This is a genomic window from uncultured Erythrobacter sp. (genome assembly GCF_947492365.1).
In the GTDB taxonomy this organism is placed as follows: Bacteria; Pseudomonadota; Alphaproteobacteria; order Sphingomonadales; family Sphingomonadaceae; genus Erythrobacter.
On the sequence record NZ_CANLMB010000001.1, the window covers coordinates 2,082,349 to 2,100,135 of the forward strand.

At 60.3% G+C, this 17,787-nt stretch carries 23 protein-coding genes; 9 read left to right on the top strand and 14 right to left on the bottom strand.

Translation table 11 applies throughout. The features are described 5' to 3' along the window. Nucleotides 1-2: 2 nt before the first annotated feature. Nucleotides 3-386: a DUF202 domain-containing protein gene (locus tag Q0887_RS09955; RefSeq protein ID WP_299194474.1), complete on the top strand. Its 384-nt coding sequence runs from the start codon at nucleotides 3-5 to the stop codon at nucleotides 384-386. Here the strand turns inward: Q0887_RS09955 and Q0887_RS09960 are convergent, their stop codons facing one another. Continuing rightward, nucleotides 387-1,100, bottom strand: a complete 714-nt coding sequence (locus Q0887_RS09960) for an NAD-dependent deacylase (RefSeq protein WP_299194477.1) — start codon at nucleotides 1,098-1,100, stop codon at nucleotides 387-389. A gap of 36 nt (nucleotides 1,101-1,136) precedes the next feature. Here Q0887_RS09960 and dapB point away from each other — a divergent pair, with 36 nt between their 5' ends. Genes dapB through Q0887_RS09980 form a run of 4 tightly spaced genes read left to right on the top strand, consistent with a single transcriptional unit; the run spans nucleotide 1,137 to nucleotide 3,972 of the window. After that, entirely contained in the window at nucleotides 1,137-1,865 is a 729-nt protein-coding gene (gene dapB, locus Q0887_RS09965; RefSeq protein WP_299194480.1) for a 4-hydroxy-tetrahydrodipicolinate reductase, read from the top strand. A 30-nt stretch (nucleotides 1,866-1,895) separates the two neighbouring features. Next, entirely contained in the window at nucleotides 1,896-3,068 is a 1,173-nt protein-coding gene (locus Q0887_RS09970; protein WP_299194483.1) for a M48 family metallopeptidase, read from the top strand. Further along, on the top strand, nucleotides 3,065-3,718 hold the full coding sequence (gene nth / locus Q0887_RS09975) for an endonuclease III (RefSeq protein ID WP_299194486.1): 654 nt from the start codon (nucleotides 3,065-3,067) through the stop codon (nucleotides 3,716-3,718). Before Q0887_RS09970 ends, nth begins: the two co-directional genes overlap by 4 nt. After that, on the top strand, nucleotides 3,718-3,972 hold the full coding sequence (locus Q0887_RS09980) for a hypothetical protein (RefSeq protein ID WP_299194488.1): 255 nt from the start codon (nucleotides 3,718-3,720) through the stop codon (nucleotides 3,970-3,972). Before nth ends, Q0887_RS09980 begins: the two co-directional genes overlap by 1 nt. A 69-nt stretch (nucleotides 3,973-4,041) precedes the next feature. Here the strand turns inward: Q0887_RS09980 and Q0887_RS09985 are convergent, their stop codons facing one another. Genes Q0887_RS09985 through dapE form a run of 3 tightly spaced genes read right to left on the bottom strand, consistent with a single transcriptional unit; the run spans nucleotide 4,042 to nucleotide 6,879 of the window. Beyond that, complete coding sequence (locus Q0887_RS09985; RefSeq protein ID WP_299194491.1) at nucleotides 4,042-4,479, bottom strand: nuclear transport factor 2 family protein; 438 nt, start codon at nucleotides 4,477-4,479, stop codon at nucleotides 4,042-4,044. Next, a complete protein-coding gene (locus Q0887_RS09990) occupies nucleotides 4,472-5,716 on the bottom strand; it encodes a dicarboxylate/amino acid:cation symporter (protein WP_299194494.1) in 1,245 nt (414 codons plus the stop codon). Before Q0887_RS09990 ends, Q0887_RS09985 begins: the two co-directional genes overlap by 8 nt. Nucleotides 5,717-5,736: 20 nt before the next feature. Beyond that, nucleotides 5,737-6,879, bottom strand: a complete 1,143-nt coding sequence (dapE, locus tag Q0887_RS09995) for a succinyl-diaminopimelate desuccinylase (protein WP_299194496.1) — start codon at nucleotides 6,877-6,879, stop codon at nucleotides 5,737-5,739. A 29-nt stretch (nucleotides 6,880-6,908) separates the two neighbouring features. On the opposite strand from dapE, the gene Q0887_RS10000 reads away from it, so the two are divergent. After that, on the top strand, nucleotides 6,909-7,376 hold the full coding sequence (locus Q0887_RS10000) for a cupin domain-containing protein (RefSeq protein WP_299194499.1): 468 nt from the start codon (nucleotides 6,909-6,911) through the stop codon (nucleotides 7,374-7,376). A 15-nt stretch (nucleotides 7,377-7,391) separates the two neighbouring features. Next, entirely contained in the window at nucleotides 7,392-8,000 is a 609-nt protein-coding gene (locus Q0887_RS10005; protein ID WP_299194501.1) for a LysE family translocator, read from the top strand. Here Q0887_RS10005 and Q0887_RS10010 read toward each other — a convergent pair. Together Q0887_RS10010 and Q0887_RS10015 are read right to left on the bottom strand one after the other, a co-directional pair. Then, nucleotides 7,997-8,872: a S1/P1 nuclease gene (locus tag Q0887_RS10010; RefSeq protein ID WP_299194504.1), complete on the bottom strand. Its 876-nt coding sequence runs from the start codon at nucleotides 8,870-8,872 to the stop codon at nucleotides 7,997-7,999. The genes Q0887_RS10005 and Q0887_RS10010 overlap by 4 nt on opposite strands. After that, the gene (locus tag Q0887_RS10015; RefSeq protein ID WP_299194506.1) at nucleotides 8,872-9,537 is read right to left on the bottom strand and encodes a glutathione S-transferase family protein; all 666 of its coding nucleotides are present in this window, start codon (nucleotides 9,535-9,537) and stop codon (nucleotides 8,872-8,874) included. The genes Q0887_RS10010 and Q0887_RS10015 overlap by 1 nt, the downstream gene beginning before the upstream one ends. Before the next feature lie 119 nt (nucleotides 9,538-9,656). Between Q0887_RS10015 and Q0887_RS10020 the strand changes: the two genes are divergently transcribed. Beyond that, nucleotides 9,657-10,076 (top strand): VOC family protein, encoded by a 420-nt coding sequence (locus Q0887_RS10020; protein ID WP_299194509.1) that lies wholly within the window; start codon nucleotides 9,657-9,659, stop codon nucleotides 10,074-10,076. Between the two features lie 46 nt (nucleotides 10,077-10,122). Continuing rightward, entirely contained in the window at nucleotides 10,123-10,401 is a 279-nt protein-coding gene (locus Q0887_RS10025; RefSeq protein WP_299194512.1) for a hypothetical protein, read from the top strand. 69 nt (nucleotides 10,402-10,470) lie between these two features. On the opposite strand, the gene Q0887_RS10030 is transcribed toward Q0887_RS10025, so the two are convergent. From Q0887_RS10030 to Q0887_RS10065, 8 genes are all read right to left on the bottom strand, one after another. Beyond that, nucleotides 10,471-12,684, bottom strand: a complete 2,214-nt coding sequence (locus Q0887_RS10030) for a M3 family metallopeptidase (RefSeq protein ID WP_299194514.1) — start codon at nucleotides 12,682-12,684, stop codon at nucleotides 10,471-10,473. A gap of 156 nt (nucleotides 12,685-12,840) precedes the next feature. Further along, complete coding sequence (locus Q0887_RS10035) at nucleotides 12,841-13,221, bottom strand: VOC family protein (RefSeq protein ID WP_299194515.1); 381 nt, start codon at nucleotides 13,219-13,221, stop codon at nucleotides 12,841-12,843. Between the two features lie 30 nt (nucleotides 13,222-13,251). After that, nucleotides 13,252-13,926 (bottom strand): ribosome biogenesis GTP-binding protein YihA/YsxC, encoded by a 675-nt coding sequence (yihA, locus tag Q0887_RS10040; RefSeq protein WP_299194517.1) that lies wholly within the window; start codon nucleotides 13,924-13,926, stop codon nucleotides 13,252-13,254. Beyond that, on the bottom strand, nucleotides 13,923-15,707 hold the full coding sequence (gene yidC / locus Q0887_RS10045) for a membrane protein insertase YidC (RefSeq protein WP_299194520.1): 1,785 nt from the start codon (nucleotides 15,705-15,707) through the stop codon (nucleotides 13,923-13,925). The genes yihA and yidC overlap by 4 nt, the downstream gene beginning before the upstream one ends. A 79-nt stretch (nucleotides 15,708-15,786) precedes the next feature. Further along, nucleotides 15,787-15,999, bottom strand: coding sequence for a membrane protein insertion efficiency factor YidD (gene yidD / locus Q0887_RS10050; protein WP_299195316.1), 213 nt, complete (start codon nucleotides 15,997-15,999; stop codon nucleotides 15,787-15,789). Continuing rightward, nucleotides 15,993-16,370: a ribonuclease P protein component gene (gene rnpA / locus Q0887_RS10055; protein ID WP_299194523.1), complete on the bottom strand. Its 378-nt coding sequence runs from the start codon at nucleotides 16,368-16,370 to the stop codon at nucleotides 15,993-15,995. The genes yidD and rnpA overlap by 7 nt, the downstream gene beginning before the upstream one ends. 124 nt (nucleotides 16,371-16,494) lie before the next feature. After that, nucleotides 16,495-16,629: a 50S ribosomal protein L34 gene (rpmH, locus tag Q0887_RS10060; protein ID WP_299194525.1), complete on the bottom strand. Its 135-nt coding sequence runs from the start codon at nucleotides 16,627-16,629 to the stop codon at nucleotides 16,495-16,497. Nucleotides 16,630-16,752: 123 nt separating this feature from the next. Next, on the bottom strand, nucleotides 16,753-17,733 hold the full coding sequence (locus Q0887_RS10065; RefSeq protein WP_299194527.1) for an alpha/beta hydrolase: 981 nt from the start codon (nucleotides 17,731-17,733) through the stop codon (nucleotides 16,753-16,755). Nucleotides 17,734-17,787: the final 54 nt, after the last annotated feature.

Consider the following 17,787-nt stretch of genomic DNA (forward strand, 5'->3'; position numbering starts at 1 on the left):
CAATGAGCGAAGACAAATCATCAAACGACCTCGCTGAAGATCGCACCGATCTCGCCGAAGACCGGACTCTGATGGCGAATGAGCGCACATTTGCAGGCTGGATGCGGACGGGCCTAGCCTCGGTCGGTATCGGGCTTGGCTTCAACGCGCTGTTTGGGAAACTTGAACCCAGCTGGGTGCCCAAGGCAATCGCAACCCTCTTCATCGCCATCGGGATATTCATCTTCTGGGCAGCAGAGCGCAAAGCCTGCGCCGTGCAAGCCAGGATCGAGTCGCATCAGTCTTCACCGCTGGCGAAATCGAATGTCCGGCTGATTGCGGGAGCTATGGCGCTTGCAAGCGCGCTTCTTGCAATCGGGATGTGGACGATCAAGCTTCCTGACTAATCAGGCCTTCAACACCTCACCCACCCACTCCGGCACCAAAGTCCCCGCAGGCCCATGGCGCGCTTCGGCGAAGAAGTGACTTCCCTCGCTCCGCTCCAGATTGAGTTCCAACGTGCGCGCACCCTGCGCCGCCGCTTCCTGCACAAAGCCAGCCGCCGGATAGACCGCGCCGCTTGTGCCGATGCTGACGAACAGGTCGCAGGTGGTGAGCGCGGCGTAGATGCGCTCCATCTGATAGGGCATCTCTCCGAACCACACGACGTCGGGGCGCAAACTGGAGGCTTGGCACACGGGGCATGGCGGGCGGTTTGACATTGGCGCTTCCCAAGGCGAGCGGACCTCGCACGACATACACAGCGCACTCTTGAGCTCGCCATGCATGTGCAGCACTTGGCGCGATCCGCCCCGCTCATGCAGATCATCGACATTCTGCGTGACCAGCAGCAACTCGCCGGGAAACTCCGCCTCCAGCCGCGCCAGCGCTTCATGTGCCGGGTTAGGCTTCACCTTGGCGAGCGCCTCGCGCCGCATATCGTAAAAGCCCAGCACAAGGTCAGGATCGCGAGCAAAGCCCTCAGGCGTCGCCACATCTTCAACCCGGTGCTGCTCCCACAGTCCTTGCCCTTGGCCTCCGGCGGAACGAAATGTGTCGATCCCGCTTTCTGCGGATATTCCCGCTCCGGTGAGGATGACGATGCGTTCGATCTCTGGCATGGTCAGCACTCAAACACGGGTGAGGTATCAGGATCAATGGTGCAGTTTGCAGTCATCGGGCACAAGGGCCGTATGGGTCAGGCGCTGGCGAGCGCAATCGAGGAAGCGGGCCATCAATTCAAAGTCGGCGTCGATATGGGCGGCGATCCTCGTCCTATCGTCTCGCAATGCGATGTAGTGGTCGATTTCTCCGCGCCGGATGCACTCGAAGCCAATCTGGCCGCAGCGCGGGTCGCAGGTGTCCCGATCTTGGTCGGCACCACGGGGCTTGAGCCATCCCATCACGCGCTGATTGACGAGGCTGCTCGCACCGTCCCTGTCCTGCAAACCGGCAACACCTCGCTTGGCGTGACACTTATGGCGCATCTCGTGCGCGAGGCCGCCTCAAGGCTGGCAAGCGACTGGGATATCGAAATTCTCGAAATGCATCACCGGCAGAAAGTCGATGCACCGTCCGGCACTGCGAACCTGCTGGGTGAAGCGGCAGCAGAAGCGCGCGGGATTGACCTTAGCGACAATCTGGAAAGCGGTCGCCACGGCTATACCGGGCCGCGCGGCAAGGGGCATATCGGCTTTGCCACCCTGCGCGGCGGCACAGTAGCAGGCGAGCATTCGGTGATCTTTGCAGGCGATGAAGAACGCCTCACCATCTCGCACTCCGCCGAAAACCGCATGATCTTTGCGCGCGGAGCCGTGCGCGGGGCCGCGTGGCTCATCGGGCGCAAGCCGGGTCGCTACAGCATGGAAGATGTTTTGGGGCTCTAAAAAAACCAAGAATAACGGGAGGGACGACAGATGAGCTTTGACCCACAGGCCGCTACCGAGGCCTATATCAACACCTTGTCCGCAGAAGAGCTCGAGCTCGCGCGGGACTACACGACCGGCAATCATTGGCTGATCCTTGCTGGCATCGTTGTCGGGGCGCTTGTGACCTGGCTGATCGTGAAGAGCGGTGTGCTTGACTGGATTTTCTCGAAAATCAGCGACAAATGGCAAAATCTGCGGGTCTATGTCGTCGCGGCGATGTTCACGATTGTAAGCACACTGCTCACCCTCCCCTATTCGATCTACACCGATTGGTGGCGTGAAACGAACTATGGCCGCACCAGCCAGCCGCTGGGTGACTACCTCTCCCAAACCGCGCTCGGAACGGCAATTTCGGCGTTGCTGTTCTCGCTTCTGGTGGTCGGCATATATCTGCTGATCCGCCGAACGGGACGATTCTGGTGGATATGGTCGGGCGGGCTCGTCGCAGCCTTCACAGCCTTCACCATGTTGCTTTCACCTGCGGTGATTGAGCCGATGTTCAACGAATTCGAGCCGATCCCCGAAGGCGAAGTGCGCGATGCCGTTCACGCGCTGGGTGCCGAGGCAGGTATCCCGGCAGACCGCATCTTCATGTTTGATGGGTCGCGCCAGTCCGAGAATTTCACCGCCAACGTCTCCGGCATCGGAGGCTCTGCGCGAATTGCGATCTCGGATGTTGCGATGGAAGAAGCGTCGCTCGACGAAGTGAAGGCGGTAACGGGCCACGAGATCGGGCATTATGTGCTCGGTCATGTCTGGCGCATGATTGCAGTGGTCAGCCTGATGGCGATTGGGGTCTTCTTCCTGACCGCCCGAACCTACGCATGGTTCGCCCGCAAATTCGGCACGGATGCCGAGCTTGGCGATGTGCGCGGGGTCGCGGTGTTGTTCTTCCTGATCGGCACCTTCTTCACCCTCGCTCAACCTGCCTTAAACGGCATTGTCCGGATGGGTGAGCGCGAAGCGGATGCCTATTCGCTGCGCAATGTTAACCTACCCGATGCGCTGTCGAGCGCGCTCGTGAAGACAGCTGAGTATCGCTACCCGCTGGCGAGTGATCTGGAAGAGACGATCTTTTACACCCACCCCACAGTCGAAAACCGCGTACGTTCGGCAATGGAGTGGAAAGCGGCCAATCCGCCCGCTACTGACATCGAGTGACCAAAGACCAGATATTCGAGTTCTTCCGCAGGCTTGCGGAGGACAATCCTGAGCCCGAGACCGAGCTGGAATATGGCAATGCCTACCAGCTCGTCGTTGCGGTCGCCCTCTCCGCGCAGGCGACCGATGTCGGCGTGAATAAGGCAACGCGCGCGCTGTTTGCGCGAGTTGAGACGCCGCAGCAGATGCTCGATCTGGGGCTTGAGGGGCTGATCGAGCACATCAAGACGATCGGGCTGTTCAACTCCAAGGCGAAGAACGTGATCGCGCTCTCAAAGCTGCTGATTGACGATTATGGCGGCGAGGTTCCGGACACGCGCGAGGACCTTGTGCGGCTACCCGGAGTGGGCCGCAAGACTGCAAATGTGGTGCTCAATTGCTGGTTCAAGCAGGAGACATTTGCCGTCGACACCCACATCCTGCGCGTCGGCAATCGCACAGGTCTGGCGAAGGGAAAGACGCCCGATCATGTCGAGGCCAAACTGGAAAAGCGTGTGCCGCAACCTTTCCGCTTGCACGCACATCACTGGCTGATCCTGCATGGCCGCTATGTGTGCAAGGCAAGGACGCCGGAGTGCTGGCGGTGTGGTCAGGTGGACCTGTGCAGCTTCAGGAAGAAGGTGCTGGAGAAGCCTAGGGGGCGGGTTTGATGGCTGAATTGGTCTATCTTCGACCGGGCGAAAAAATGCCGGATCACGAAGAAGAGCCCTGGCTGGTGATCGAGGCTTCATCCGACGGCCGTTTTTTCGGAACTGGTGCCTCGCGACGCGCGTGTGGCGAATGGGTCGGCTACGGATCTTTGGCCGAGCACGTCAATTCGCTCAAAGATGCGCTTTCCGCCGCACAAGAATGGGCGGAGAAGTATCAGGTGCAGACAATTTGGATTCAAGCCGATCCAAGTTGAAGGGCATCATAAGCCCCTAAACATCATCCGCCCAAACCATCTCCGCTTTGTCGAACTCGTCGGCGGTGATCAGCGAGTCGCGGGGTAGTACCAGACCCGGCGCACCAAACCGTCCTCAATCTCGTAAACCGCAAGCGCGGATTGCTCGCGTTCCTCGCCTTCACCATTCGTCCAGCGCGCGATCTCTGTAACCGCGACGAAGTTGCCGTCCACGAAACCGGCGCTGACCTCGCTCGTCGTCACCATTGGCGAGGTCATGTAGTCGCGCATCTGGGTTGCCAAATCCGCCTTCCCGTCCGCGAATACAGTCACGGTGTCCGCTTCGACGCTTAGCCACTGCACATCGTCATGCATAAGCGCGAGCATCGCATCGAGATTGCGCTGATTATACGCATCAACATAAGCCGAGACGATTGCGCGCTGCGGGTCTGGCGCTGCTTCTTCTCCATGCGCGAGTGCAGGCAGCGATGTCAGTGCGAGCAGACCGGCGAGGACAGCCCTAAACATCATCCGCCGAAATCATCTCAGCCCGGTCGATTTCACCCGTCATGCTTGCCACAGTCGTCGCCACTGCCGCATCGCCTGACACGTTCGTCGTCGTGCGCATCATGTCCATGATCCGGTCCACACCAGCGACAAAGGCAATCGTCTCAAGCGGCACGCCGACCGCGCCGAAGACCAGCGCCATCATAATCAGGCCCGCACCCGGAATGCCCGCTGCGCCAATCGCGCCCAAAGTCGCAAGGATCGAGATCAGGAAATACTGGCCCCATGTCAGGTCCACGCCAAAGATCGACGCCCCGAACAGCGTCGCAAGGCCCAGATACATCGCGGTGCCGTTCATGTTGATCGTCGCGCCCAGCGAGACGACGAAGCTCGCCACCGAGTTCGACACGCCCAGATTGCGCCGCGTGCAGCGCAAGGTGACGGGCAGGGTCGCGTTGGAGCTTGCAGTCGAATAGCTCACCGCCATCGCGTCCACGATCCCGCGGAAGAAGTCGATCACAGGCAGTTTCGCGATCAACTTGATCATCGCCGAATACATCACCCCGATGATCAGCAGGCAACCGAGATAGTTGAGCACGACCAGCCAGCTGAGCGCCTTCAACGCATCAACGCCCAGCGTGCCCGCGACCCATGCCATCAGCGCAAAGACGCCAAACGGGGTCAGCTCCATCACGATCATTGTGACCTTCTGCATGATGACAGAGCCGCTATCGAAGATCTTCTGGACCGGCTCGCCCTCTTCCTTTGCCATCAGGATGCCAATGCCGATCAGCAGCGAGAAGACGATCAGCGGCAGCACCGCGACATCGGCCATCACTTGCACCGGGCTTTCGGGGACAATCGAAAGCACCATGTCCACTGCGGTGGTTTCGTTGGGCTGCGGGGTAGGCACATCGGGCGTGCCCAGCTCTTCCCTGCTCGGGAAGAGGCCGAGGTTGACCGCGCCTGTACCCAGCGCAAGTCCAAGCCACACGGCGATCTGGCCGCTCACCACAAACAGCGCGAGAGCCCGCCCGCCCACTGCGCCGAGTTTGCGCAAATCGCCGATCGCAGCGACGCCGGATACGAGGCTGAAGAAGATCAGCGGGACGACCAGCATCTTGATCGACTTGATGAAGAAGTCGCCAATCCACTTGATGCCTTCCGCCTCGGGGCCCCAATAAAGGCCCAGCGCGATGCCCAGAATGAGCGCACCAATCACGCGCTGCCACAGCGGAATTGCAAACCAGAATTTCATGCGCGAACGCCTCTCTCTTGTTATTCTTCGAGCGCCAACGCCCCCAGCGCGGCTCGTGTGTAGATACGGGCTAGCCTATCCAAGTCGGCGATGGCTACCGCTTCGTCGCGTTTGTGCATCGTTGCGTTGCACAGGCCGAACTCGATCACGGGGCAGACATTGCGCAGAAAGCGCGCATCGGACGTGCCGCCGCTGGTCGATTGTTCCGGCTTGATACCGGTTTCGGCCTCGACCGCTGCGGCCAGCATGTTGGAAAAGCCGCCCGGCGCGGTAAGGAACGGTTCGCCCGAAATGATCGGCAGCGCGCGGCCCCCATGTTTCTCTGCAATCGCGACCACGCGCTCAGACAGGGTGCTGCCTGTGTGCAGGTCGTTGAAGCGGATCGAGATGCGCGCTTTGGCCTCTTGCGGGATAACATTGTGCGCTTGGTTGCCGACTTCGAGGTCTGTGATCTCAAGGTTTGAAGGCTGGAACCAGTCGGTGCCGGTGTCGAGCACCAGCGCGTCCAACTCAGCCAGCATCGCGACCAGTTTCGGGATCGGATTGTCGGCGAGATGCGGATAGGCAACGTGGCCCTGCGTGCCATCGACCGTTAGCCAGATATTGACCGAGCCGCGCCGCCCGATCTTCATCATATCACCGAGCTGGTTGACGCTGGTCGGCTCTCCGACAAGGCACAGGTCAGGCTTGATCCCTTCGGCGTCCATGTAGTCGATCAATGCGCGGGTGCCGTGAAGCGCGGGGCCTTCTTCATCGCCGGTGATGATAAAACTGATTGTGCCCGCCTCTTGCGGCACGTCATTTACCGCCGCGACCATACAAGCGATTGCACTCTTCATATCGACCGCGCCGCGGCCATAGAGCAGCTCGCCGCGTGTCGTCGGTTCGAAAGGGTCGCTGACCCAGCCCTCGCCCGGTGGGACGACATCGAGGTGGCCTGCGAAGGCGAAGTGTTTGGAACCTTCTGGGCCGCGGCGGATGGCGAAAAGGTTCTCGACCGGAGCCTCCTCTGTTCCCGATGCTCCGTCGCCGCGCTGGAAGCGGTGGACCGCAAAGCCGAGAGGTGTGAGCATCGCCTCCATTGCATCGAAGACCGATCCGGTGGCCGGGGTAACGCTGGGTTCAGCGATCAGACGCTTGGCGTAATCGAGACTGTAACTCATAACCCCACCGCTAGCAGGAGAATCCGCGAATGCCCAAGCTCGATCTCGACGCCATCACCCGGACCAATGTGACCGGTTACCCCGCGCCCTTCGACGAAGATGTGCAGGGGCGCTGGTATCGCAGGCTCGCACCAGCTTCGGGCCTCACGAAAATGGGGGCGAGCCACGTGATGCTGGAGCCGGGAGCATTCTCATCGCAGCGGCATTGGCATCGCGGGCAGGACGAGCTGGTGGTGATGCTGGAAGGTGAGGCCGTGCTGATCGAGGATGAGGGCGAAGTCATTGTGCGGTCAGGCGACGTGCTCGCATGGCCAGCGGGCGCGGAGAACGGCCACCGGCTGCACAATCGCTCGGACAAGCCCTGCACATTCGTCGCGATCAGCGCAGGCGCACGAGACAGCGACTCGGGCGAGTATCCCGACATCGACATGGTGTTCGACGCCGACGGCTATGCGCGCAAGGACGGCACCCGTTATACGACCGAACGAATTGCCTGATATCGTGGCCGATTGATGGATCTTCTTGGCTTCGCATTTGCCGTCCTCCTGGTCGAGCTGACGCCCGGCCCGAACATGGCGTGGCTGGTTGCCTTGACCTTGTCAGAAGGGCGCAGATCCGGGCTTGCCGCTATAACCGGAATCGCGACGGGGCTCGCAGCCAATGCCACGATTAGCGTTCTCGCGGTCAGTTTTGTTCTTCAGCATAGCGAGTGGCTAGCTAGGGGAATCTCGCTGCTAGGCGCGGTGATGATGGCGTGGCTGGCCTGGGAGGCGTGGCAGGGCGAGGGCGAGAGCTCTCCCACCAATGTCCCGCGTGACAAGACGCAGCGCAGTTTCGCCGCCGGCTTCACTATCAACCTGCTCAACCCCAAAGCGACGCTTTTCTTCATCACGGTCATGCCCCAATTCGTCAGCGATGCCCGGCCAACCTACGTGCAGGCGATCACGCTCGCCGGGATTAGCGTTCTCATCGCCACGCTGGTGCACCTCGCGCTTGTCTTTGCTGCGGAACCGCTTCGGCCCATACTGATCGACAAGGGTCGTGCAATCCCGATCAGACGGGTGCTCGCTCTAATCATGCTCTGCGTCGGCGGGTGGTTCCTCTCAAGAGCGTTGCTTTAACGCTCCGGCGCGGCGAGCGGTCCGGGCGCAAAGGCGCTTTCGAGAAGGTCAGCTATCCTGAGGCCCGCCTGCTGAACGCGGCGCTTAGCAATCGGCACGCCGCGCACGATGTCTTCCTGCGATAGCGCCGTCTTCATCGGCAGCTCCGCGCCGCACACATCGTCTGTGTCGAAGGCGGTTGGATAGACGAAACTACGGCTGATCTCCCAGCTTTCGCGGCCCCAGTCAGCCGCAGCGCCTCCGGCTAGTTCCGCCCGTTCGGCGGCCGAATAACGCCTGATGACGGGGTCAGCCGGATCGCTGATCGCGCGCTCGGCCATCGGGCCATCCCAGATCCAGTGCAGGTTCAAGCTGGGCACAATGCCATAATCGGTCTCACGGTCATTGCCGCCGCGATCATCGCGGTCGCCTGAATGGAGCGGCATGTGAATGTCACCTGTGAAGTGGACCATGAAGGCCAGCGCTTCGAGCCGGATATGATCGGGCAGGCTCTCATCGGCGAGGATGCGGTGGCTGCGCTCAATCTGCGCGGTCACGCAATTCCCGCCCGAGCAATTGGCGCGCGGATTGTAGGCCTCGCAGATCGGAGTGGTCCGGTAATGCCATGCAGCGGTGTAGCCCCAGCGCCAGAATGTTCGGCGCACGCAATCAGGCCAGACGCTCGCGTCTTGTATCGTCGCCAGCGCGCATTCGGGCGTGCCCAGCATGGCCTCCGAACGCATCAGCTGACGGATCTTGGCGCGGGTCTCGGGCGAGACATTGGCCTCGGCGATATCGGCAGTGGTTTCATGGGCGTAAAAGCCCCATGCCGAGGCTGGTGCTGGCACCATCAGCGCCAGCGCACAAAACACGGCGACCAGCTGGCGCATCATCACTTCGCCCCTACCGCGTCATATTGCTCGATCACCCATTCTTCGTCCTGTGAGGCAGTGATCCATTCTTCCATCCAGGTATGTTCCCAGATCGCCTGCATATAGCTTTGTGCAAAGCCTGGTACGCCGATCCCGTAAGTGATGAAGCGCGAAACCACCGGCGCGTAGAATATGTCAGCGGCCCCGAATGTGCCGAACAGGAACGGTCCCGCGCTGCCATGCCGCGCGCGCGCTTCTGCCCAGAGCTGGAGGATTCGGACAATATCGGCCTTGGTCTGATCAGAGACGGATTGGAGCTGGATGCGGCGGCGCACATTCATCGGCAAATCGCTGCGCAATCCCGCGTAGGAACTGTGCATCTCCGCCACCATCGCGCGGGCCATACCGCGCGCAGCCTCGTCCTTGGGCCAGAATCGATCGCGCCCCACTTTGTCGGCGAGATATTCCATGATTGCCAGGCTGTCCCAGATCACATTGTCGCCGTCCCACAAGATCGGAACCTTGCCGCTGGAGGGCTGGAATTCTTCATTCTGCTTGCGCTGTTCCCATTGCTCGCCAAGCAACGGGACAATGATTTCTTCAAAACCCAGCCCCGATTGCTTGGCTGCAAGCCAGCCGCGCAGCGACCAGCTCGAATAGTTCTTATTGCCGATAATGAGCTTCATGGGTCCGCCTTGTTCCACCTTATCCAGTCCGGATTTGCCCTCGTCGTAGATATTCAGTGTTTCGCTGTCGAGGCTGAACGGGTTACGGTTGCCGGAAACCGCAAGAGAGTGCCGCAGATATGACTTTAGCCCCGTTCCACCTCGCCTTCCCAGTCGATGATCTTGACGCCGCACGCCGGTTCTACGGCGAATTGCTGGGGTGCTCAGAAGGACGCTCGTCGGACGAGTGGATCGACTTCGATTTTCGCGGGCATCAGATCGTTACCCATCTGGCACCCGGCAAAGCGGGCGATGCAGCCAGCAACCACGTTGACGGGCACGGCGTGCCGATCCCGCATTTCGGGCTGGTCCTGTCGATGGAGGATTGGCAGGCGCTGGCTGACAAACTCAAAGCAGCGGGCACCCACTTCGTGATCGAACCCACAATCCGCTTCCGCGACCGGCCCGGTGAGCAGGCCACGATGTTCCTGCGCGACCCATCCGGGAACGCGCTGGAATTCAAGGCGTTCGCCGATATGGGGCAGCTCTTCGCCAGCTGACTTGCGCAGGATTCCATGGCGCGTCATATTCGCGGCTGGGGGAATTATGCGTTCATTCTTAATCTGGCTCGCCGTCGACCTGATCTGGGCAAATATCTACTGGATCCTCGGCATCGCGGCCGCAATTCTTGTGCTGTTTTTCATCATCGGCCTCTTTCTGCCGGAGGTCGACGAGGAATCCTCAGGCGAAGGCGCATCAGAATCAGCATTTGGCGGGATAGAAGCCAGCGATGCCGCCGAACTCATTCCCGGTTCGCGCTCCTTCGGCGCAGACGAAGAGGCTGAAGGCGACGATGTCAGCAGTTGGTTTGAAGAAGATTTGTAGGACGGCGGGGCAGCTCTTCGCCAGTTAGGCGCGAAGAGCTGCCCCTTTATCGCATCACTCGCCAGCCAACTACTCGCCTGTAAGCCCGCGCGCTTCGAGCATCGGCTGCACGTCGGGCTGGCGTCCGGCGAAGTTTTCGAACATTTCGAAATAGTCCATCGTCCCGCCGCGGCTGAGCACGGTGTCGCGGTAGTGCTGGCCGTTCGCGCGCGTCAGGCCGCCATTTTCGCGGAACCATTTGCGGCTGTCGCGGTCGAGCATCTCGGTCCACAGATAGCTGTAATAACCGGCCGAATAGCCTGCGGGTGAGCTGAAGATGTGGTTGAAATAGGTGCTGCGATAACGCGGCGGTACCAGATCAATCTCGAGGCCCAGATCGGTGAGCGAGCGACGCTCGAACGCATCGACAGCATCGGGGTTGCCAACCAGCTCGCGCGCTTGCTCAGGCGAAAGTGCATGCCACTGCATGTCGAGCAGAGCGGCTTCGACAACTTCGCCGAAATCATAACCCTGGTTGAATTTCGCGGCAGCTTCGATCCGCTCGATCATCTCGGCAGGGATCGTCTCGCCGGTTTCGTAATGCTTTGCATAGTTGGACAGGATCGACGGCCAGACCGCCCACATTTCGTGGACCTGACTGGGATATTCGACAAAGTCACGTGCGGTCGCAGTGCCTGAAAGGCTCTCATACTTCTGGTCTGCAAACATGCCGTGGGCGGCGTGGCCAAATTCGTGGAAGGCCGTGTTGACCCAGTCAAAACTGACCAGTTGCACTTCGCCTTCGGGCGCCTTTGGGATGTTGAGGACGTTGTAGATGACCGGCTTGTTGCCCGTCATGTAGCTTTGGTCGACAAAATTGCCCATCCACGCACCGCCGCGCTTTGAGGGGCGCTGGAACGGGTCGAAATAGAACAGACCAAGCTCCGATCCGTCCTCTTCGAACACGGTGTAGACCCACACATCCTCGTGATAGGTCGGCAGGTCGGTGCGGCGCTCGAATGTGATGCCGTAGAGTTCCTGCGCCATGTGGAAGATCCCGTCTTCGAGCACGTTCTCGAGAACGAAATATTCCATCACCGCGTCTTCATCCAAGTCGTATTGCTCGGCCTTGATCTTGTTGGCGTAGCGGTACCAGTCCCACGGCTGGACGGTGAAATCGCCGCCATCGGCGCGGATCGCTTCGTTGAGCATCTCCGCCTCGCGGCGCTGGGTTGCGGCGAGCGCGGGGACCATCTGCTCCATGAAATCGAGCGCGGTGCGCGGTTCCTGCGCCATCCGGTCATACATGGTGTAGCTCGCCCAGTCGGGCTTTCCGAACAGCGCTGCTTTCTCTGCGCGCAGCAGAGCGATGCGGGCGATCAGGTCGCGCGTATCAACGCCGCGATTGCCGTCGGCACGGTCGTGGCTGAGTCGGAACAGAGCCTCACGCGTCGCGCGGTTTTCGAGCACTGGAAGCACCGGCTGCTGCGTCGTGTTTTGGAGCGCAATGGCGAATTTGCCCGGATGGCCTTTTTCGGCAGCGAAGTCAGCCGCTGCCTGAATGTCGCTATCCGACATGCCGGCCAGTTCTTCTCGCGTGTCGACGATCAACGGCTGATCCGCCATCGCATCGCGCGCCAACTGGCCAAATTCGGTGGTGAGCGTGGAAAGCTGCGTGTTGATCGCCTTGACCTGCTCGACTTCTGTCTCTGACAGCAGCGCGCCAGCCTGAACCATGTCGCGATAGGTTGTCTCGAGCAGCATCGCGTCTTCGACGGTCATCGTCATCGCAGCGCGGTTGTCGTAAACGGCTTTCACCCGGGCAAACAGCGCTGGGTTGAGCGTAATGCTGTCAAAATGCGCGGACAGGCGCGGGCTGATTTCGGTGTTGATCGCGTCGAGCCCGTCTGTCGTATTCGTACCGGTGAGCTGGAAGAATACGCTGGCCACTCGGCCCAGCATCGCGCCCGATTTCTCCAGCGCGACAATGGTGTTGTCAAAGCTCGGCGCCGCAGGATTGTCGATGATCGCCTGCACTTCGGCGAGCTGGATTGTCATGCCCTGCTCGAAGGCTGGCACATAGTCATCTTCGCTGATCTGGGTGAAGTCGGGCGCGTGGAACGGCAGCGCGCTGTCCGATGCGAAATAGCCTGTCCCTTCGGGGATCACCGGATTGTAGTCGGCGGCAGCTTCGGCCTCTGCGATCGGGTCCATGTCGGTGCCTTGCGAATAGGTCGCGCAGCCAGCCAGCAATGCGGTGGCCGAGACGGTCGTGAGAATGGTTGCAATTTTGCGGGCGGTCATAAGGTTCGCTTTCTGTCTTGTGGGAGCGCTCGGGAGGCTGTCGCCATCTCATTCCACACGCTCATCAATGGCACGGCTTGAACAGGGGATTAGCGCAAATTGCAAGACCACTGAACGAAGCCAGCCGAACGCTGGTAGAACGGTAATGCGCTGGTATCAGTCCACCACCGCCATGCCGGGCGGGTAATGGGTGATCTCGAAACGGATGCCATCCGGGTCTTTCATGAAAAGCGCAGTCGCGCCACCAAGATCCTGGATATCGGGCACCGCGAACCCTTTTGCGGCCATGGTTTCGCGCACCATGCGGACAAAATCTGCATCGGGCGCACCAAAGCCGAGATGGTTCATGCCCGGGGCGTAGCGCGCGTAATCGGCGGTGTCGGACTTCGCCTGTGAAAACTGGAGATAGAAACCGTCGCCATCATGCCAGATGTGGTCCTTCTGCTTGTCGTAGCCAAGCAACGGGAGGAGCGCGTCATAATAGGGCATACTCTTTGCCAGAGAGCGGACGAGGATGGTGATGTGATCGGGCTTCATACCCAATAGATTGGCCGCGCTATCCGCGAATCAAGAGCGCTCGAACCAGCTCTGACCCAGCGCATCTTCGATCACTGCGGCACGCAGGGCCGCGATGCCCATGCCTTTTTCGCTGCTGGTGAGGTGCAGTTCGGGATGCGCGGCGACGTGTTTGCGCGCTTCATCCGCGACCTTGTTCGCTACCCGCTCCAGATCGCTGGCTTTGATCTTGTCGGTCTTGGTCAGAACGATGCGATAGCCGACCGCTGCCTCGTCGAGCATCTTCATCATCTCGCGGTCGACATCTTTGAGGCCGTGGCGGCTGTCGACCAGAACCAGATTGCGGGCCAGCACTGCCCGCCCGCGCAGGAATGATTTGACGAGGCTCTTCCACTTCTCGACGACCTTCACCGGCGCCTTGGCAAAGCCGTAGCCGGGCATATCGACGAGGCGGAACTGGAGCGGATCACCGACTTCGAAGAAGTTCAGCTCCTGCGTGCGGCCCGGCGTTACCGATGCGCGCGCGATTGCCTTTCGCCCGGTCAGCGCGTTGAGCAGCGACGACTTGCCGACATTGCTGCGCCCGCAAAAGGCGATCTCGGGCACCGTCGGTTCAGGCAAAAACTTGAGCTGCGGTGCGGACAGCAGGAAGTCGACGCGGCCTGAGAACAGGCGCGATGCGGCTTCCTCGCGGAAGCGTATCTCGCGCTCTTCTTCAGGCGTCACGTCCCGCTCTTTTCCGCGTCTTCGCGTGCTTTCTGCTTGGCTTTCTCAGCCTTCTCTTTCTCCGCCGCCGCGCGCAATTGCGGGTGCCGCGAATAGAGATAGGTCTGCTGCGCCAGTGTCAGAATGTTCGATGTCACCCAGTAGATGAGCAGGCCCGAGGCAAAGCCCGCCATCACGAACATCAGGATCCACGGCATCAGATTGAAAATCTGCTGCTGCATCGGGTCCATCGCGCTCGGGTTGAGCTTGAAAGTCAGCCACATCGTAACGCCGAGCAACACCGCGAACACGCCGATGCCGAAGATGATCATCAGGAAGCCCGGCACGTTTATGCCGATCAGCGATAGCAGATTGGCAAGGTTCGCGGGGTCGGGTCCGCTGAGGTCGCTGATGTAGAGGAATTCTTCGTGCCGCATCTCGATGGCGAGATAGAGCACCTTGTAAAGCGCAAAGAAGATCGGGATCTGGATGATAAGCGGCAGGCACCCGGCGAGCGGATTAACCTTCTCCTCCTTATACAGCTCCATGATCTTTTGCTGCTGTTGCTGCTTATCGTCCTTGTAGCGCTCCTGAATCGCCTTCATCTTCGGCTGGACCGCCTTCATCGCGGCCATCGACGAAAACTGCTTTTGCGCAATCGGGAACATCAGCCCGCGAATGATGACGGTGAGCAGAATGATCGCGACACCGAAATTGCCCACGAGGCCGTTGAGCCAGCGCAGCAGCCAGAGAAGCGGCTTTTCAAACCATTCAAACCAGCCCCAGCTGATCGCTTTGCCGAAATAGGTTATGCCGGTCTCTTCGTACTGGTCGAGGACCACGCTTTCCTTTGCGCCGGCAAATAGCTGCGTCGACTGGGTCACGGTGCCGCCAGCGGGGACGGTGACGCTGTCATAGATAAGGTCCGCGCGGAACAGATTGTCCCCGAGCGAGCGCCAGCCAACCGTATCTGTTTCACCTTCACCTGGGATCAATGCGGAAAACCAGTAATTGTCGGTAAAGCCAAGCCACGATGCCTCGCCTGCCGGCGTGTCACGCTCGATCTCAGCTAGGTCTTCGTAGTAGTTCGGATCGTAGAGCGTGCCGTCGAAAACGCCGGTCGGGCCGGTATGCGCGATAAAGATGCCGGGTGTCGCGTTGATATCGGTGCGCTTCACATAGGCGAAGGGCTGGACGATCGCCGCGTTTTCACTGGTGTTCTCGACCGATTGTTCGGCTGCGATCATGTACTGATCGTCAATCGACAGGCGGATGCGATAGGTGATCCCGTTCTCATCGGTGCGCGAAAGCGTAACGGGATTGTCAGCAGTTAATCGCTCACCATCGGCTTGCCAGATTGCGCGGCTCGACATGCGTTCGCCGCCGACGACAAAGCCGAACTCAGCGAAATGTTCAAACTCGGAGCGTTCGGGTGCGAACAGGCGGACGGGGTCCGACCCGTCTTCGGTCGTCTCATTGTAATCCTTGAGCACGATGTCATCGATCCGCGCGCCGACAAGGTTGATCGACCCCGCTACGCGCGGCGCGTCGATGATAACCCGGTTGGGATCGGCTAGCGCCGTTGCAAGATCGACCGGACCCTCAGCTGCAGCCGCTTCGCCAAGATCGCTCGTCGAAGTGCCGCTTGTCGCACCATCGGGGGAATCAGCAGTCGCAGCAGTGGTTTCAGCCACTTCGCTTTCGGGAGGTGCGGGATAGAAATACCGCATGCCAACATCCCAGCCGAGTAGGAGCAGGCCCGAGAGAAGAACGGCGAGCAGAAGATTGCGCTGGTTGTCCAAGATTTTACCCTAGCGAAGAGACGTCCGAAGTGTGTTAGATGGGTATGACAGTGGCAATTTCCAGCCCCCAGGCCCAAGCCTAAGGAACCGGGTCATGGCCGTGCCCTCCCCATGGATGGCAGCGCCCTATACGCTTTATCGCAAGCCATCCACCCTTGAGAGCGCCATATTTTGACAGCGCCTCGATCGCATAGTGGCTGCAAGAGGGCGAATAGCGGCAGGTAGGCGGAATAATGCGCGAAGGACCGATCTGCCAAAGCCGTGCGATGAGAATGAAAACGTGCTTCACGATTTGCGATTCCCTCGCCGGGGGCGACGACCGCGCGCGCTGTCACCCTTGCCCTCCTTCGCCCGCATGAGAGCCTGTTCCAGCTCCTGCGCCATGGTGTGAAAATCGCGCTCGACTCCGCCCGCGCGTCCGATCAGGACGTGGTCGTGATCCGGCAAGCCGCTGTCTGGCAGGGCCGCGCGCAAGAGTTCGCGAAAGCGGCGCTTCATCCGGTTGCGCACCACCGCATTGCCGATCTTCTTCGTAACGGTGATACCGTAGCGAAGACCTTCGCCGCCATTGGGCCGCGTCAATAGCACAAATCCGGCCCGCGCATTGCGCAGGCCTTTATTGGCAGCGAGGAAATCTGCGCGCTTGGTGAGGACTTGAGGCATCGAGAGTTCAGTAACGCAAACGGGCTCCCAAAGGGAGCCCGCAAGGGCGACTGCCCGCCCGCAGCGTGCGCAGCTTTGCTGCGCGTCTAGCGAGGACGAAGGCGCGGAGGCGCCTTCGCAAAGGTTACGCGCAGAGAGTTTTACGACCGCGACTGCGGCGTGCGCGCAGAACCTTGCGACCACCGGGGGTCTTCTTGCGCGCAAAGAAACCGTGCCGGCGGGCACGAACGAGATTGCTGGGCTGGAAAGTCCGCTTCATTGTATCCTCGAATTCAAAAATTGGGCGCTCTCGGCTTCGGCGTCAAATCAGCCTCGGCAACGGCGACCTGTTTCGGCCATCCATCAGGAATGTCCGGATCAGGCGCGCGCAACTATTGGAAACCTAGCCCTGAGTCAAGGCATCCGAGCCGAGAATCGCAAGGTTCACGCTGTCGAGATCGCTATAGTCAATCGCCGGCACGTCAAGCTCGACCGCGGCATCGGCTCCCACAAATTCAACGACTGTCAGGGCAGGCTGGGCCGCTGCCATAATCACCGGCTGCGCAAACTCGTGCTTCGGCGCAGCTTCTGCGTGCAGCCAAGGGCGCATATCAGCAGCGCGCAGCCACAGAGCATCTGCATGCGGAACCGAATTGGTCATGTCGTAAAAGCCGCGTGCGCGCTCTTCGCTCATGCCCATTTCGACATAGAAATCGAGATAGAGGCGGTGCGCTGCGTGATCCGCAGGGAAATCGTCGGCTTCATTGCCGTGATTGTCGAGCCAGGAATGCACCGCGAACATAGCGCCTTCTTCCAACGTGCGGGTCGCACCGGCAAGGAATAGCTCAACCGCGCCCGAACGAACCGACCCGCCATTGGGGACATGCGTGGCAATACCATTAGCGCGGATACGGCGAGCAACTGCGAGGTTGGCGATGTCGTTGCTGGTGCCGGGTGCTTCAACCAGATCGAGTACGGCGAGCTCGGGAAAGTCGCGGATCATCGCGTCAAAGTGTGAAGGCGACGCGCTGTCGGTCGAGCCGACCATCGCCGCGCGGGTCGCGCTGGTGACAACGAACGGCCCATATTGCGCGAGCATCGTAGCGTTGCTCTGCGGAGCAGACGGCAGAGCATAACGCGCTGCTTCGCGAACTTCGCCTCCGGTAACAAAGGATGCAGTGGAGGTGATCGTCGGAAGGTCGGCATCAGCCGCACCGCGATCCGCAACGCGCACCCACTGGCCGCTCGCTGCGTCCCATTCCTCCACCCAGGTCTCGCTCGTCACAGTCCGCGCGCCGTAATAATCGGCGGCATCCTGTGCCAGCACGGGGCTGGAGAGAATGACAAGCTGGATAAGCGCGAAGAAAGTGGCGATCTGTTTCATGCCATCTATCTACGGAACAGCGGGTTCAGAATTTGAAAAGGTTTATGCTTGCAA